Consider the following 15,844-nt stretch of genomic DNA (forward strand, 5'->3'; position numbering starts at 1 on the left):
AATACTCCAGTCTGCACCGGCCAGGCGATCGAGCTGTCCGCGATCCGCAAGCCGGCATCTTCTCCCCGCAACCGGGGAGAAGATAAATTCCGAGACGCCGCGGCCTGTGGCTCCCCTGCAGTGGGAGCGCGACCAGGATCAAGTGCGGCGTTCCTGTTCACGATCGGCTGGTTACCCCCTGGCCATCCGGGCCTCACGGCCACCGCGACGGCGGCCACCGGCGGCGTCGCCTGGCGCATTGACCGCAACCGGTGCGGCCACCGCGTGTCCGCCTTCGGCCGGCTTGTAGTCCTTGTAGGTCTTGATCCAGTTGGTGCAGTGCTCGTCGGTGCCGTTGAGCACATTGGCGCCGCGGACCGCTTCCATCTCCTGTGGGCGCACCGGGTTCATGATCGCCGAGGTCATGCCGGCGCCGATGACCATCGGAATGAACGCGGCGTTGATGCCATGGCGGTGCGGCAGGCCGAACGAGATGTTGGACAGGCCGCAGGTGGTGTTGACCTTGAGCTCCTCACGCAGGCGGCGGAGCAGCGCAAAGACCTGGCGGCCGGCATCGCCGAGCGCGCCGATCGGCATGACCAGCGGGTCGACGACGACATCATGGGCGGGGATGCCAAAGTCGGCGCAACGCTCGACGATCTTCTTGGCGACCGCGAAGCGGACATCCGGATCCATCGAAATGCCGGTCTCGTCGTTGGAGATGGCAACGACGGGCACGTTGTATTTCTTGACCAGCGGCAGGATCGCCTCGAGCTTTTCTTCCTCGCCGGTGACGGAGTTGACCAGCGGGCGGCCCTTGGCGACCTTGAGCGCCGCTTCGATGGCTGCCGAAACCGAGCTGTCGATCGCCAGCGGCAGGTCGACGAGGTTCTGAACGATCTCCAACGTCTGCACCAGCAGGCCCGGTTCGGTCTCGTTTGGGTTGACCGAAGTGACACCGGCGTTGATGTCGAGCATGGTCGCGCCGCAGGCTGCCTGCTCCAACGCGTCCCTGATGACGGTCTCGAAATTGCCGGCGATCATCTCGGCGGCCAGCTTCTTGCGGCCGGTCGGGTTGATGCGTTCGCCGATCACGCAGAAGGGCTGGTCGAAACCGATGACGATTTCGCGGGTCGCCGAGGCGACGATGGTGCGGGTCATGAATCCTCTCCGTGGGATATAAAGATTTCTTTATATCGTTGTCTGGTTTCGTTCAAGCGCGTCGGTCGCGCCCTTGTCTCAGTGCGCGGTCTTCACCATGTCGACCTGCGATTCGGTAACGTCGTCATGCAGGAGGTGCTCAAGACGGTCGGCGACCAACTGGTCATCGGCGCGAGCTTCGCGTTTCCACGGCCGGCGGCCCTTTAGCACACCCGATTCATCCACGATCTCGGCAACGTACTCTTCCTGCCTGTAGGCCATCACATGGATGCCCGACACGCCGGCGATCTCCTTCACCTCGTTGATGATGTCGATGCAGATCTGCTTGCCTTCCTTCTTCTGGTCCTGGGCACCTTCCAGGCGAGCGATGATCGAGTCCGGGATATGGATGCCCGGCACGTTTGATCGAATCCACTTGGCGGTCTTGGCCGAAGCAAGCGGGCCCACGCCGACCAGGATGAAACACTTTTCGTCGTAGCCGCGATCGCGCACCTGCTGCATGAAGGTGCGGAACATCGGCACGTCGAAGCAATATTGGCTCTGCACGAATTGCGCGCCCGCGGCGATCTTCTTGCCGAGGTGAACGGGCCTGAAGTCATAGGGCGGGGCGAAGGGGTTCACTGCCGCGCCGAGGAACAGCTGCGGCGGGGTCGTCAGCTTGCGGCCCGACAGGAACTTGCCGTTGTCACGCATGATGCGGACGGTTTCGAGCAGCGACATCGAATCGAGGTCGAATACCGGCTTTGCGCCGGGCTGGTCGCCGGCCTGCACGCCGTCGCCGGTGAGGCAGAGGATGTTGGCGACGCCCATGGCGGCCGCGCCCAGCACGTCGCCCTGGATGGCAATGCGGTTCTTGTCGCGGCAGGCGATCTGCATGATCGGTGCGTAGCCCATGCGGGTCAGCAGGGCGCAGATGCCGACGGACGACATGTGGCAGTTGGCACCCGACGCGTCGACCGCATTGATGCCGTCGACCCAGCCGTCAAAAATCCTGGCACGGTTGTAGACGTCTTCGGGGTCGGCGCTGTCGGGCGGGTTTAACTCGGTGGTGACGGCGAACTCGCCCCGGCGCAGTACGCGCTCCAGGCGGCCGCGCGACGAATGGCCGGGCAGGCGATCAAGCGGCAGGTCGATGCCGTCGGGGTGCTCGTCGGGCTGGCGCGGGCGCGGCGGGTTCATGCGACTTCCTTGCTGGCGGTTTCACGCGTGGCTGCTGCTTGCGCCGTAACCCTCAGCCAGGCCGAGGTTTCGCGCAGCGACTGGTCGACCGGTTTCTGGACGTTGAGGATGGCGTCGCCCTTGACCATGTTGCGCGAACCTTCCCAGGCCTTGACCCAGACGCAGGGCATGTCGGGCTCGACCTCGCAATTGCCGTTGGCGCGCACACCGCCACAAGGGCCGTTGCGCAGTTGCTTGGGGCAGTTCATCGGGCACGACATGCCGGTCGACGACAGCACGCACTGGCCGCACATGCGGCAGTCGAACATCAGGCCTTTGACCCGCTTCTCGACAAACTTGATCGGAGCCTCGACGCGGCCATAGCCGATCTTCTTCCACAACGGGTGGAGCAACAGGAACATGTCGGCGAAGCGGCTGTAGAACCATTCGAGCAGGCGCGAATGGCGGATCGACCAAAGCCTTATCGTGTAGCTGCGCTGGACGCGGCGCTGCGGCGACACATCGGCCGGCTTGTAATCGCTCTTGGGCGCGGCCTTCTTGACCAAAGTCGCCTGGGTTACTGTCGGCTGGGTATCAACCATCGTCCTTGCCGCCTGCCTTGACGAGAGCGACCAGCCGCTCGCGTGTGAAATTCGCATCGATCTCGGCCATCGCCTTGTCGGCTTCCGCTTCGAGGTCGTCGCTGACCGGAACCGGATCGGCCTTGCGCCACTCTGCCAGATAAGCGTCGGTGTCGCCGGCACCCGTGCGCATGGCGCACATGTCGATCGCTTCGGTGAACCGCAGCGGCAATTCGCGCTTGGCGTTCTGCCGGCCCTTCTTGACGATGACCTGGGCAGGGATGTCGCGCCAGTAGACGATGATCAGGTCGGCCATTTCGATCTCGCTTTCAGTGACGTTGAGCTTTGCCGCAACCACGGGGGTGCTGCTTGTTATGGGACGACGCGCGCGCATTCAAAAGCGACGCGGCGTCGTGCCGTAATAGATAGAGGTGGGATAGTTGCTTTGGCGCTACCAGACGCCGCGGCGGATGCCTGTCCAAAGGTAGCCCCAGACGGTCGGGTGGTACCATTGCCTGGAGGGCAGGTCGGTGTCGATCGGCGCAAGAGTTCCGCTCAAGGCATCTTCGATGGCCTTGGCGCAAATGTCGCGAGAGAAGGCGGCCTGACGCATGGCGTAGCTGGCGATGGTGTCGCTTTTTCCACGTGTCCCCCGGGACTGGTAGAGCACTGCACCGGTGTCGACGCCGGCATCGACCAGATGCACGGTCGAGCCGAAATTCTTGCGATCGCCCGTGGCAAGCGCCCAGTATCCGCCATTCATGCCGCGATATTTCGGGTTGATGCCGGAATGGTAATTGACCACCGGGCAGGGGATGCCTGCGAGGGTGCTTGCCGAAAGCAGCCTGCAGCCGGCGAGGAACACCACCGCCGGCTCGAGCCGGCGTACCGTCTTGGCCAGTTCGGGGCCGTCGGCAGATGAAACCGATACGATTTCCTGACCGGCACGCGGCCTGGTTTCGAGCTTCTCCTCGGCAATGATGCGTTCGATGCTGCCGTTGAGGAGCCTTTTTCCGATGCGGATCAGGACCATCGTGCCCAATTGGCCGATGACGGAGAACCAGCCGAGCTTCCTGGCCCGGCGGATCAGCAGTTCACGCTTCGCGTAGGGCGTTTCGAGAACGACGGTGAATGGCCCGAAGCGGTCCGTCAAACTGTTGATGATAGCCCAGATATGTTCGCCGCCTTCGGTGACGAAGACGATAGGCCCGCGACCCATTCAAAGCTACCCCAGCCAGGCAATGAAGGCATGCGTGGCAAAGCCCGCGCCGCCCACCACGACACCGACAACGGCCAGAGAGGCTACGCCAACGGCGCTGCCTACGGCAAAAAGAATGCCGTCGCGCTCCGACAGCGCCAGTCCGAGGAGGGCCGTGGCAAATGCCGGCAGCCAGTTGCCGAGCGGAATCGGTAGCGTGATCGACACCGACAGAATGAGTGCAATGATGCCGATCACCCGGTCGCCCTGCTTGCGCCAGAACGGCCAGTAGCGCGGTCGCACGACCTCTTCGAGGCGTATCAGCCTGGGAATGACCCAGTCGGTGACGGTGCGGAACTGGTCGGCCGAAAGCGAGCGCCGCGTGATGAAGTTAGGTAGCCAGGCGCGGTTGCTGCCAAAGGCCATCTGTGCCGCCACGATGAGCAACGGCAGGCCGAGCACAGCCGAGGCGCCTGGCGGCAGGGGCAGCAGATTGAACGCGGCAAACAAGACCAGGAGCGGCGCGAAGCTGCGCTTGCCCAATGTGTCCCTGATGTCGCCGATCGAGATGTTGCCGTTGGCGTCGCGGGCGAGCTGGGCAAAGATCGCGGAGAGGCGGCGTCCGCGACGCCGCTGCGGCGCAGCAGCGATTTCGCCCGCGTCAGATTCGTCGTTTTGCCTATTCATGCAGTCTTCAGCCCACTTGCGGCAGCATCTTCATGCGCCGATCCCCATCGCAGTGTGCGACGGCCAGGTTAATCCTTGATGACACCGGAAGGCTGCATGTGATGCCGCGCCGCCCCGAATGCAATGTCAGCGCCGGAATTCGATGATGTCCAGCTTGGATTCGTATCTCGGCGCCGGAAACTCGATGCGCCATTCCGTCGGGCCCGAGCGGAAAGCATAGCCGATCTGGTCCGTTTCCGGGCCGCTGGCATAGGCTTTCGGACTATCGCCGGCGATAAAGCCCGAGCCGAGATAGATCGAACGCTTCTCGCCGTCATCGTAGAAGCGGCCCTTGGTGCGCTGCGAGCCGCTCAGCTTTTCCAACTGCCAGCCCGAGCCGTCGTCACTGACCCTGCACTTGAACCAGGCGTAGATCACGAGTGGCACGTCGCCACCGGCCTTGATGGTGCGGCACTGCCAGTTGCCGGCCATGTCGAAATCGGGAACGGACAGCAGCGGTTTGGCGAGCATCTGGTCGAGCACGGCCACATCTGCCGGTGCGCCGGTCTTGGCGCCCTGCAAAGCCTCTTTGCGCGTGTCGTCGTATTTTTCGAGCCGCGCCTTGTCGGCGGGCGTCATCAGCTTCTGCACCACGCCGTCAGCATGGGCAAAGCCGGCGGACGCCGTCAGGACGGCAGCGAGCATCAGTTTGCGATAAGCCATGAAAACCCTTCCCCTTGTGGCTGAACCTCAAGGGAGGAATCAGGCGCTTTAATGATCTGCCGCGGCTGACGCAGCGTTGGCAAGAGCCTGGGGCAGGTCGCCATAACCGGTGGAGCGCCGCTCGTAGACCAGTCCCAGCATCTTGGCCGCGTCCTCGGCCACCTTGTCGAGCGCCGGGTCATCGGTCTGGGCGAGGTAGATCAGCTTCTCGTAGTTGCCGAAGTAGTCGGTCACCAGTTCCGGGTGCCGGTCGAGCCCGAGCGGCTTGATGAAGAAGGCGTCGAACTGCCGGCACAGGAAGTCGGTCATGTAGAACGACATCATGTCGGCCTCGCCAACCTCAGCATAGTTGGCCGCCCCCTGGTAGAAGGCAAAGCAGTGCGGGCCAGCGATGCGCTCGACGCCATGCTTTTCGCAGACTCGGTCGAGCAGCCCGCCCGTGCCGCAATCGGCGTAGCCGACATAGATGTGCCGGTAGCCTTCCGCCTTGGCGTCCGTGATCGCCTTGTCCATGGCGGGTGCGATGCGGTCGGGGCGAAAATGGAAGTCGGCCGGCAGGCAGGTCAGTTCGAGATGATCGAGCCCCAGCCGCTCCTTGACCGCCAGAACCTCGCGCGCAATCATGCCGCAGCCGATGACGAGCAGCCTGTCCGCGATATCGGATTTCGTTTTTTGCTTTGTGGCCATGGAACCAGTTGAAACGGCCTTCGTTGCTTTAGGTCGAACCTTCAGAGAGGGAAACCCATTCCATGAAACTGTCACGTCTTGCACCGATCGCCGTCATCGCCTGCGCGCTCGCACTTGCCTCATGCGCCAACACCGTTCGCGGCGTCGGCAAGGACGTCAAGGGGACGGCAAACGCCATCGAGGACACAGTCCAATAGGGGACTGAATCCCGTCAATCTTATTCACATCGGCACGAAGAGGCCGCACCGCAAGGTGCGGCCTCGCTGCATCAAGCGGAAGCGAGCAAATTGTGCTTGCGCTTCATGTAGTCCTTGGCTGTCTCGACGGCCACCGCCGCGTCGCGGCAGTAGGCATCGGCACCGACGGCCTTGCCGAATTCCTCGTTGAGCGGGGCGCCGCCGACGAGCACGACGAAGTCGTCGCGGATGCCCTTTTCCTTCATCGTATCGATGACGACCTTCATGTAGGGCATGGTCGTGGTCAAAAGCGCCGACATGCCGATGATGTCGGGCTGATGTTCCTCGATGGCGTTGAGATAGTTCTCGACCGGGTTGTTGATGCCGAGGTCGATGACGTCGAAGCCGGCGCCTTCCATCATCATGCCGACAAGGTTCTTGCCGATGTCGTGGATGTCGCCCTTGACCGTGCCGATGACCATCTTGCCCTGCTTGGGGGCGCCAGTGGCGGCTAGCAGCGGGCGCAGGATGAACATGCCGGCCTTCATGGCGTTTGCCGAAAGCAGCACCTCGGGAACGAACAGGATGCCGTCGCGGAAATCCTCGCCGACGATGCGCATGCCTTCAACGAGCGCCTCGGTGAGCACCTTGTAGGGCACCCAGCCGCGTTCGAGCAGGATGTTGGTGCCTTCCTCGATCTCTTCCTTGAGCCCGTCATAGAGATCGTCGTGCATCTGCTGCACGAGCTCGTCGTCGGAAAGCTCGGACAGGATGATTTCTTCGTCGGACATGTCAGGAGGCTCCCTCGGGGCGGCGCCAAATTGCGGCGGGCGGCTACTGCGCTAATACGTAGCTTGCCAGTGCCGCAAATCCATAGCTGATTTGCGACCTCCTGCAAAACGAAAGCGACTGATAACTTGCCGACTTGCTTGTCGATTTTGCGACAGGCGTTGGCGCTGGCAAGCCGTTTCGCCTAGGGTGCATGGCTACGATCCGGCGAGGTGCTGCGACAGGCGGCCAAACGTGTTTCAAGGATGACGGCGATGACAGAAAACCTCGTGACCGATCAGGAAGCGTCGAACGCGCGGCGCGGGCGCGGCGCAAGCGGTGGGGCAGCGGCCCGGCGTGCGGCCCGCTCCGGCGGCGGCCCCGGCACCCAGCTCACCTATATCAAGCGCAAGATCAACGTTTATGAGGTTCTCAACGAGGAGGGGCTGGCGCTTATCGAGAAGAACGCCGACACGGTGCTCGAGGAGATCGGCATCGAGTTCCGCGACGACGCCGAAGCGCTCCAGCTGTGGAAAGAGGCCGGCTGCGACGTCAAGGGCGAGCGCGTCCACTTTCCCAAGGGCCTGTGCCGCTCGCTGCTGAAGACCGCTCCGTCCGTCTACACCCAGCACGCGCGCAATTCGGAGCGTTCGGTGCAGATCGGCGGCAACGCCACCGTCTTCGCACCCGTCTACGGCCCACCCTTCGTCCGCGATCTCGACGGCAACCGCCGCTATGCGACGATCGAGGATTTCCGCAATTTCGTGAAGCTCGCCTATATGGCGCCGTCGATCCACCACTCGGGCGGCACGGTGTGCGAGCCGGTCGACGTGCCGGTGAACAAGCGCCACCTCGACATGATCTACAGCCACATCAAATATTCCGACAAGCCGTTCATGGGCTCGGTCACGGCGCCGGAACGTGCGGAAGACACAATCGCCATGGCCAAGATCGTGTTTGGCGACGACTTCGTCGAAAACAACACGGTGCTGACCAGCCTGATCAACGCCAACTCGCCGATGGTCTTCGACGAAACCATGCTGGGTGCGCTGAAGGTCTACGCGCGCCACAACCAGGCCTGCATCGTCACGCCGTTCATCCTGGCCGGCGCGATGAGCCCGGTGACAGTTGCCGGTACGCTGACCCAGGTCCTGGCCGAGGTGCTGGCCGGCGCATCCTTCACCCAACTGATCCGTCCGGGCGCACCGGTGCTGTTCGGCACCTTCGCCTCGTCGATCTCGATGCAGTCGGGCGCGCCGACCTTCGGCACGCCTGAGCCGTCGCTGGTGTCTTACGGGGCCGCACAGCTCGCCCGCCGTCTCGGTCTGCCGTTCCGTACCGGCGGCTCGCTTTGCGCCTCCAAGGTGCCGGATGCACAGGCGGCGTATGAAAGCGCGAACACGCTGAATTCGACCATCCTGGCCGGCACCAATTTCGTGCTGCATTCGGCCGGCTGGCTCGAAGGCGGTCTCGCCTCCTGCTACGAGAAGTTCATGATGGACATCGACCAGCTCGGCATGACGCAGAGATTGTCCGAAGGCGTCGACCTCTCGGAAAACGGCCAGGCGATGGATGCCATCCGCCAAGTCGGCCCCGGCAGCCACTATCTGGGCTGCGACCACACCCAGGCAAACTTCCAGACGGCGTTCTACCGCTCCAGCATCGCCGACAACAATTCCTACGAGCAGTGGCTCGCAGAAGGGCAGAAGACCGCGCCACAGCGCGCCAACGACCTCGCCCGCCGCTGGCTGGAAAGCTACGAGGCGCCGTATCTCGACCCAAGCATCGATGACGGCCTGAAGGACTTCATCGGTGCCAAGAAGGCGTCGATGCCCGACGCCTTCACGTGAAAGGAGCCCGTTTCAGGCGGGGCTAAAGTCGCCAGCATCATTCACAAGGAAGTCTGGCGGAGCGCATTCTCCGATCCGGGCAAGAAAGGATGACGCTTGTCTCCCTGTCTGGTTGACGACATTGCCGCCGCGCTGGCTGAGCATGGTCTCATGCCGCGCGGCGGTTTTGTTCTCGGAGAGGGCGATGCCACACCGGCCGGACCGGCGGGCAGGCCCGCGCGGTCGGTGTTGCTGGTGGGACAAGCGGGCGCTGCGCCGTGGCCGCATTTCCAGAGGTGGCTCAAACGGCAGCCAACAGATCTTGAGGGACCGCTCGATACCTGGTCGCGCGAGATCATCGGCGGGGTAGCAGCAGAGTTCGGGGCGCGGGCGGCGTCGCCGTCGGACAAGCCTTATCTGCCTTTCCAGCAATGGGCGATGCGTGCCGAGGGGCTGAAGCCATCGCCGCTCGGGATACTGATGCATCCCGCATATGGGCTTTGGCATGCCTATCGCGGCGCCTTGCTGTTCGATGTCGAGATCGAGATGCAGGGACCTCCCGAACAGATTCATCTTTGCGATCTATGCATCGGAAAACCCTGCCTTAAATCCTGTCCGGTCGGTGCCTATTCCGAGGCCGGTTTCGCGCATCAAGCTTGCCTCGCGCATGTGCGCGGCCCGATGGGCGCACCGTGCCGAACCGGCGGCTGCCTCGACCGCAATGCCTGCCCGCAGGGCTTGGCCTTTAAATATCCCAGTCAGGTCCAGGCCTTTCATATGAAGAGCTTCGGCGGCTTCTGAGGCAGCTCGGCCTGGTACAAGCGCTGCCGAGCGTTGTCTAATTGACCCAAAAGGGCTTCCGGCCTATTCATCAAGTCATCCGATGACTTGATGAATAGGCGCCTACCATGCAGCCAGCCAGCCGGACCAATCTGACCGACAGTGCGGGCGAAAGCCTGCGCAGCGAAATCGTAGGCGGACGCTGGAACGTCGGTGACCGTATCCCCAATGAGGCTGCACTTGCCGAACTGCTGACGGTCAGCCGTGGCACGGTGCGCGAGGCGGTGAGGGCGCTGGTCTCGCAAGGTCTCCTGGAGACGCGACAGGGCTCCGGTACTTATGTTCGCTCGACCGTCGACCCGTCAGCCGCACTCCGTCGCATGAAGCGCGCTGGGCTGCGAGATCAATGGGAGGCACGGGCGGCTCTGGACGTCGAGGCCGCCCGGCTTGCCGCGATACGCCATACGCCGGCGGACGTCGTGAAAATGCGGTGCCTGCTGCAAGCGAGGGGCACGGCGGCCGATGGCGGGCACGAGGCCTTCATCCGCCGCGACATCGCCTTCCACAAATCCGTGGTCGAAGCCTCCGGCAACACGGCGATGATCGAACTCTACGACTTCTTCACCGGTGCCATCGCCGAGACCATCCAGGCGACGCTTGGTGGCGATTTGCCGGAGCCCGACGGTCCCGCGCACGAGGCCATCGTCGACGCGGTTGCCTCAGGCGACCCGGAACGGGCAGCCGCCGCCATCCGTGCCTTCGTCGCACCGGTGCTTCTCGAACTCGACAGACTGCTTGTGCAATGAACCAGAATTTCCGCCCCGGCGATCCGCATGACAAGCGGATCGAAACGATCAACGGCCTCGACGACCAGCTTGTCGACGCCGAGATCGACAGCCTGCCCAAGCCGCAACCGCCTGTCCTGCGCAGCCGCACAGGCCAGATCGTGCTTGGTGCCAGCCTCGTGCTGATTGCCTTCAACCTCAGGCCGCTGTTTTCGAGCCTGTCGGTCCTGCTGCCCGAAGTGATGCAGGAAACCGGGCTTTCGACGATCGGTGCAAGCCTGCTGACGACTCTGCCCGTGTTGTGCCTCGGACTGTTTGCGCCCTTTGCGCCCAAATTGGCCCAGCGTTACGGGGCCGAACGCACGCTGCTTGGTGCGCTCGCGGTGTTGGCATTCGGCACCGGCTTGCGATGGTTCGGCTCCGTTCCGCTGCTTTTCCTTGCCACCTTCCTCGCCGGTGGTGCCATTGCCATCGGCAATGTGTTGCTGCCGGGGCTGGTGAAACGCGACTTCGCCAACAAGGCCGCAATGATGACCGGGCTCTATACCATGGCCTTGTGTGCCGGTTCGGCCGCAGCTGCCGGCCTCACGCTGCCGATCGAGCGCCTGATCACCGGTTCATGGTCGGGTGCACTTGCCGCCTGGGCCGTGCCGGCGTTGGTCGTGCTGGCGATCTGGGCACCGCAGGCGCTCAGCGCCGGCAAGCAGTCCAGCCACAGCGGGTATCGCGTCGTCGGATTGTGGCGCGATCGCCTGGCCTGGCAGGTCACGCTGTTCATGGGGCTGCAGTCGGCTCTCGCCTACTGCGTCTTCGGCTGGCTGGCGCCGATCCTGCGCGAGCGCGGCTTCGACGCCACGACCGCCGGAGCGATCGTCTCGGTCTCGGTGATGGCGCAGGTCGTCACCTGCCTTGCCGTTCCGTCCTTTGCCGTGCGGCGCAAGGACCAGCGCGGCGTCAATGTGGTGCTCGTTATTGCTGCCGTGGTCGCGCTGCTGGGGATATTGTTCGCACCGACTTCTACCGTGCTTTTCTGGGCGATCCTGCAGGGCATCGGCCAAGGCGGCCTGATCGCGGCGGCAATGACGCTGATCGTGCTGCGCTCACCGGATTCGCATGTCGCGGCGCATCTTTCCGGCATGGCGCAGGGCGTCGGCTATGTGCTGGCGGCAATCGGGCCGTTGCTGGTCGGCCTCATCCGCGGGTGGACCGGCAGCTTTTCAGCGTCGGCGTTTCTGTTCGTGGCGCTGGGCGTCGGCGCTGCCGCGATGGGGCTCGGTGCCGGCCGTACACTGCATGTTCGCGCAAGGACGGTCCGCATCGAGGGGCAGGGCTGATCCAGCCCGGAACGTTGCTGCGTGCAGCCAACCCCTTCGCGGCTGGCTGCAAAAGGCAACGCCCGCGTGAACTTCCAACTTTGCCATCCCGACGGGTTCGGTTATCAGGCACGGGATACAGCTTTCGCGGTCAGTTTGGTCGCGCGCCGATCGATCTGGAAAGTCCGAAATGCAATTCTTTGATGTCGTGGTGATCGGCGCCGGCGCCGCGGGCATGATGTGCGCGCTTGAGGCGGGCAAGCGTGGCCGCTCTGTGTTGATCCTCGACCATGCTCGAGCACCAGGCGAAAAGATCCGCATTTCGGGTGGCGGGCGCTGCAACTTCACCAATATCCACGCCAGCCCGAAGAATTTCCTGTCGCAGAACCCGTATTTCTGCATCTCTGCGCTCAGCCGCTACACCCAGCGCAATTTCATCTCGCTCGTCGAGCGCCATGGCATTGCCTACCACGAAAAGACGCTGGGACAGCTGTTCTGCGACGGCTCGGCGCGCCAGATCATCGATATGCTGGTCGAGGAAATGCGGGAAAACGGCGTCGAACTGCGCCTGTCGACCGTTGTCGAGGACGTCCGCAAGACCGCTGGCGGCTTCGAACTGGCTCTTTCCGGCGGCCGCGTCGGTTGCAGTTCGCTTGTCGTGGCCTGCGGCGGCAAGTCGATCCCCAAGATGGGTGCGACCGGCTTCGGCTATGAGCTTGCGGCGCAATTCGGCCTGCCTGTGGTCGAGACGCGGCCGGCATTGGTGCCGCTGACCTTCGACGCCAACACGCTGGAAAAGCTGGCGCCACTGTCCGGCATTGCCGTCGATGCGGATGTCGGTTGCGGCAAGACCAGCTTTTCCGAAGCCATGCTCTTCACCCATCGCGGCATTAGCGGGCCGTCGATCCTGCAGATTTCGTCCTATTGGCGCGAGGGCGACGAGATTGCGATCTCGATGCTGCCGGGAACCGATGTCGCCGGCCTGCTGCGCGAGGCCAAACGCAGCAACGGCCGGCAGGCGGTCCAGACCGTGCTTGCGGCCCATCTGCCCAAGAAACTGGCGCAGGCGATTGCCGAACGCACCGGTCTTGACAGCAATCTCGCCGATTTCAACGATGCGCAGCTCAAGACGGTCGACGCTGCCGTCAACGCCTGGCGCATCAAGCCGGCCGGCTCGGAAGGCTATCGCACGGCGGAAGTGACGCTGGGCGGCGTTGACACCAACGCCCTCGACCAGAAAACGATGCAGGTGAAATCCGTGCCGGGGCTGTTCTTCATCGGCGAGGTCGTCGACGTCACCGGTTGGCTCGGCGGCTACAATTTCCAGTGGGCCTGGTCGTCCGGCTGGGCCGCCGGGCAGGCCGCCTAGAATTATTTTCGCGCCACCCCAAGGATTGCCCCAAAGCTTTCGTCCAACAGGCAAATGATGGCGATGATGCTGGACGAAAGCGAAGCCTCCGATAGCGACCTGATCGGACGAGCGCGCAGCGGCGACAGGTTGGCTTTCGGCGAACTCGTCGAGAGGCATTACGGCTTTGTCCATCGCGTTGCATGGCGCTGGTGCGGCAGCAGGACCGACGCCGAGGACATCGCACAGGAAGTGTGCGCACGGCTTGGTCGTGCCATTCGCGACTATCGCGGCGGCAGTGCTTTCACGACGTGGCTTTACGCCATGACGCTGAATGCCGCCCGCGACATGCAACGCAAGTCCGCGCGGGAGACGGCGAAGACCGCCGCCTACGGAGCCCATGCGCTGATGGCGGAGAACATCGAGCCGGCCGCCGAGGACCCTGCCGACAGGTTGTGGGCTGCCGTGCGCCAATTGCCCGACAAGCAACGAGATGCCGTCCTGTTGGTCTATGGCGAAGGCCTGTCACATGGTGCTGCCGCCGAAGCGATGGCAATCGCCGAAACCACGGTGTCCTGGCACATCCATGAAGCGAAGAAACGGCTGAAGCTGCTCATGCGCTCGGCCGGGGAAGAGTGACCATGGTCGACGACAACGAACTCGACATGCTCCGCAACATTCCGACGCCGGTTCCGAGCGGGGAAGCCAAGGCGCGCGCGCTTGCCGCGGCCATAGCTGCCTACGACCTGGAAAAAAATCCAACTGCCACCCAAGGATCGGCCAAGACCCATCGTCTCACCGAACGAGCACGAAAGCTCTGGAGAGACGTCATGCAAAAGAAGCTGATTGCAGCGCCGGCCCTGGCCGGTCTCGTTGCCCTGCCGATCGCCGGCTACGCCACGTTCTATCTGATGGAGGGATCGCCGTTCAATTTCGGTGCCGACCAGGAGATCGCGCAGGCGCCCGTCGTGCGCTCGAAAGAGGCACCCGCATCAACGCTCAAGAAGGCTGATGCTGAACGGCGTGAGGCCACGACCGAACTCCTTGCAGCGGCGCCGGCGAAGCCTGAGGCGAAAGCGGCGAGCGAAGAGGCCGTCATGAACGAGGCGGCACCAGTCGGCGGCAGCGCGCCCGCACCGATGGCCGACGCTGTTGCGTCCATGCCTACATTGATGGCACAGCCCCAGATCGCGCCGTCCGATATGCCGATGCCGCCGCAGGCGGAAAACCGCGACCGCGTGCAGGAGTTCAAGACCAATCCGGTTCGCTCCGCCCTCGAAGATCCGGTTTCGACCTTCTCGATCGATGTCGACACCGCTTCCTATTCGTTCGTTCGCCGCTCGCTGAAGGAAGGCCTTCTGCCGCAGGCCGATACGGTGCGTGTCGAGGAGATGATCAATTATTTCCCCTACGACTGGAAGGGCCCGGAGCAGGCGTCAGTGCCGTTCAACACCACCGTCAGCGTCATGCCGACGCCGTGGAACGAGCACACCAAGCTGATGCACGTCGCGATCAAGGGCTATGACGTCAAGCCCGCCGAGCAGCCCAAGGCAAACCTGGTGTTCCTGATCGACGTGTCCGGTTCAATGGACGAGCCGGACAAGCTGCCGCTGCTGCGTTCGGCGTTCCGGCTGTTGGTGGGCAAGCTCAACCCCGACGACACCGTTTCGATCGTCACCTATGCGGGCAATGCAGGTACTGTTCTCGAACCGACCAAGGCGTCGGAACGTGCCAAAATCCTGCAGGCGATTGACACTTTGACGCCAGGTGGCTCGACGGCCGGCGAGGCGGGTATCCGAGAGGCCTATCGGCTCGCTCAGAGCTCCTTCGTCAAGGATGGGGTGAACCGCGTGATGCTGGCCACCGATGGCGACTTCAATGTCGGCCAGAGCGATGACGATGACCTCAAGCGCCTGATCGAGGAGAAGCGCCAGTCGGGCGTGTTCCTGTCGGTGTTCGGCTTCGGCCGCGGCAATCTCAACGACCAAATGATGCAGACCATCGCCCAGAACGGCAACGGCACGGCGGCCTATATCGACACGCTGGCCGAGGCCGAGAAGGTGCTGGTGCAGGATGCATCGTCGACGTTGTTCCCGATCGCCAAGGACGTGAAGATCCAGGTCGAGTTCAACCCGTCCGCGGTCGCGGAATACCGGCTGATCGGCTACGAGACCCGGGCTCTGAACCGCGAAGACTTCAACAACGACCGCGTCGATGCCGGCGAAATCGGCTCCGGCCATTCGGTCACGGCGATCTACGAGATCACGCCCAAGGACAGCCCGGCGTTGGCGATGGACCCGCTGCGCTACGGCCAGGCCTCGACCAGCAATGGCGGGGTCGTCGATGCCGACGAATATGCCTTCGTCAAGATACGCTACAAGGCGCCCGACGGCGACGTGAGCAAGCTGATCACCACGCCGGTGACCAGGGCGAACGAGGTTTCGAGCTTCGATGCTGCAGGTGCAGACCAGCGCTTCTCGGTGGCAGTTGCGGCCTTCGGGCAGAAGCTGCGCGACGAAGACGCAACGGACAAGTTCGGCTTCGACAGGATCGCCGAGATCGCCTCGGCGGCGCGCGGTGCCGACCCCTATGGCTATCGCGCCGAGTTCCTGTCGCTGGTGCGGCTGGCATCGTCGCTCCAGGGCAGCAAGCCGTAAGGCATCAGGCAAGGGTAGGTGGGCCGGCCGGCGGA

The 15,844-nt window shown here is 63.5% G+C and carries 17 protein-coding genes; 8 read left to right on the top strand and 9 right to left on the bottom strand.

Annotation, left to right across the window (positions count from 1 at the left end; genetic code table 11):
• Window positions 1-171 precede the first annotated feature (171 nt).
• From O1Y97_RS13545 to O1Y97_RS13580, 8 genes are all read right to left on the bottom strand, one after another.
• The gene (locus O1Y97_RS13545; RefSeq protein ID WP_108607791.1) at window positions 172-1,140 is read right to left on the bottom strand and encodes a methyltetrahydrofolate cobalamin methyltransferase; all 969 of its coding nucleotides are present in this window, start codon (window positions 1,138-1,140) and stop codon (window positions 172-174) included.
• A gap of 78 nt (window positions 1,141-1,218) precedes the next feature.
• Window positions 1,219-2,319 (bottom strand): methylenetetrahydrofolate reductase, encoded by a 1,101-nt coding sequence (locus O1Y97_RS13550; protein ID WP_108607792.1) that lies wholly within the window; start codon window positions 2,317-2,319, stop codon window positions 1,219-1,221.
• The gene (locus O1Y97_RS13555) at window positions 2,316-2,900 is read right to left on the bottom strand and encodes a methylenetetrahydrofolate reductase C-terminal domain-containing protein (RefSeq protein WP_108607793.1); all 585 of its coding nucleotides are present in this window, start codon (window positions 2,898-2,900) and stop codon (window positions 2,316-2,318) included. The genes O1Y97_RS13550 and O1Y97_RS13555 overlap by 4 nt, the downstream gene beginning before the upstream one ends.
• Window positions 2,893-3,195 carry a virulence factor gene (locus tag O1Y97_RS13560; RefSeq protein WP_108609854.1) on the bottom strand — a complete coding sequence of 101 codons (303 nt, stop codon included), beginning with the start codon at window positions 3,193-3,195 and terminating at the stop codon, window positions 2,893-2,895. The genes O1Y97_RS13555 and O1Y97_RS13560 overlap by 8 nt, the downstream gene beginning before the upstream one ends.
• Window positions 3,196-3,330: 135 nt before the next feature.
• On the bottom strand, window positions 3,331-4,098 hold the full coding sequence (locus O1Y97_RS13565; protein ID WP_318761360.1) for a formyl transferase: 768 nt from the start codon (window positions 4,096-4,098) through the stop codon (window positions 3,331-3,333).
• A 6-nt stretch (window positions 4,099-4,104) separates the two neighbouring features.
• Window positions 4,105-4,764 (bottom strand): exopolysaccharide biosynthesis protein, encoded by a 660-nt coding sequence (locus tag O1Y97_RS13570; protein WP_108607795.1) that lies wholly within the window; start codon window positions 4,762-4,764, stop codon window positions 4,105-4,107.
• Window positions 4,765-4,890: 126 nt separating this feature from the next.
• Window positions 4,891-5,466 (bottom strand): DUF4893 domain-containing protein, encoded by a 576-nt coding sequence (locus tag O1Y97_RS13575; protein ID WP_318761361.1) that lies wholly within the window; start codon window positions 5,464-5,466, stop codon window positions 4,891-4,893.
• 48 nt (window positions 5,467-5,514) lie between these two features.
• Window positions 5,515-6,153, bottom strand: coding sequence for a DUF1638 domain-containing protein (locus O1Y97_RS13580; RefSeq protein ID WP_318761362.1), 639 nt, complete (start codon window positions 6,151-6,153; stop codon window positions 5,515-5,517).
• 62 nt (window positions 6,154-6,215) lie between these two features.
• On the opposite strand from O1Y97_RS13580, the gene O1Y97_RS13585 reads away from it, so the two are divergent.
• On the top strand, window positions 6,216-6,350 hold the full coding sequence (locus O1Y97_RS13585) for an entericidin A/B family lipoprotein (RefSeq protein WP_115731652.1): 135 nt from the start codon (window positions 6,216-6,218) through the stop codon (window positions 6,348-6,350).
• Between the two features lie 71 nt (window positions 6,351-6,421).
• Here O1Y97_RS13585 and O1Y97_RS13590 read toward each other — a convergent pair whose 3' ends face one another.
• Window positions 6,422-7,120, bottom strand: coding sequence for a corrinoid protein (locus tag O1Y97_RS13590; protein ID WP_183260597.1), 699 nt, complete (start codon window positions 7,118-7,120; stop codon window positions 6,422-6,424).
• A gap of 252 nt (window positions 7,121-7,372) precedes the next feature.
• Here O1Y97_RS13590 and O1Y97_RS13595 point away from each other — a divergent pair, with 252 nt between their 5' ends.
• The 7 genes from O1Y97_RS13595 (at window position 7,373) to O1Y97_RS13625 (ending at window position 15,809) form a co-directional block, all read left to right on the top strand.
• The gene (locus O1Y97_RS13595; RefSeq protein WP_318761363.1) at window positions 7,373-8,947 is read left to right on the top strand and encodes a trimethylamine methyltransferase family protein; all 1,575 of its coding nucleotides are present in this window, start codon (window positions 7,373-7,375) and stop codon (window positions 8,945-8,947) included.
• Between the two features lie 150 nt (window positions 8,948-9,097).
• Window positions 9,098-9,727: a hypothetical protein gene (locus tag O1Y97_RS13600; protein WP_318761364.1), complete on the top strand. Its 630-nt coding sequence runs from the start codon at window positions 9,098-9,100 to the stop codon at window positions 9,725-9,727.
• Between the two features lie 107 nt (window positions 9,728-9,834).
• A complete protein-coding gene (locus O1Y97_RS13605) occupies window positions 9,835-10,512 on the top strand; it encodes a FadR/GntR family transcriptional regulator (RefSeq protein WP_318761365.1) in 678 nt (225 codons plus the stop codon).
• Window positions 10,509-11,825, top strand: a complete 1,317-nt coding sequence (locus tag O1Y97_RS13610) for a CynX/NimT family MFS transporter (protein WP_318761366.1) — start codon at window positions 10,509-10,511, stop codon at window positions 11,823-11,825. Before O1Y97_RS13605 ends, O1Y97_RS13610 begins: the two co-directional genes overlap by 4 nt.
• A 169-nt stretch (window positions 11,826-11,994) precedes the next feature.
• Entirely contained in the window at window positions 11,995-13,173 is a 1,179-nt protein-coding gene (locus O1Y97_RS13615; RefSeq protein WP_318761367.1) for a BaiN/RdsA family NAD(P)/FAD-dependent oxidoreductase, read from the top strand.
• A 57-nt stretch (window positions 13,174-13,230) separates the two neighbouring features.
• The gene (locus O1Y97_RS13620) at window positions 13,231-13,791 is read left to right on the top strand and encodes an RNA polymerase sigma factor (protein ID WP_318761368.1); all 561 of its coding nucleotides are present in this window, start codon (window positions 13,231-13,233) and stop codon (window positions 13,789-13,791) included.
• A gap of 2 nt (window positions 13,792-13,793) precedes the next feature.
• Entirely contained in the window at window positions 13,794-15,809 is a 2,016-nt protein-coding gene (locus tag O1Y97_RS13625) for a vWA domain-containing protein (protein WP_318761369.1), read from the top strand.
• Window positions 15,810-15,844 lie beyond the last annotated feature (35 nt).

The sequence above is a fragment of the Aminobacter niigataensis genome (assembly GCF_946995915.1).
Classification (GTDB): domain Bacteria; phylum Pseudomonadota; class Alphaproteobacteria; order Rhizobiales; family Rhizobiaceae; genus Aminobacter; species Aminobacter niigataensis.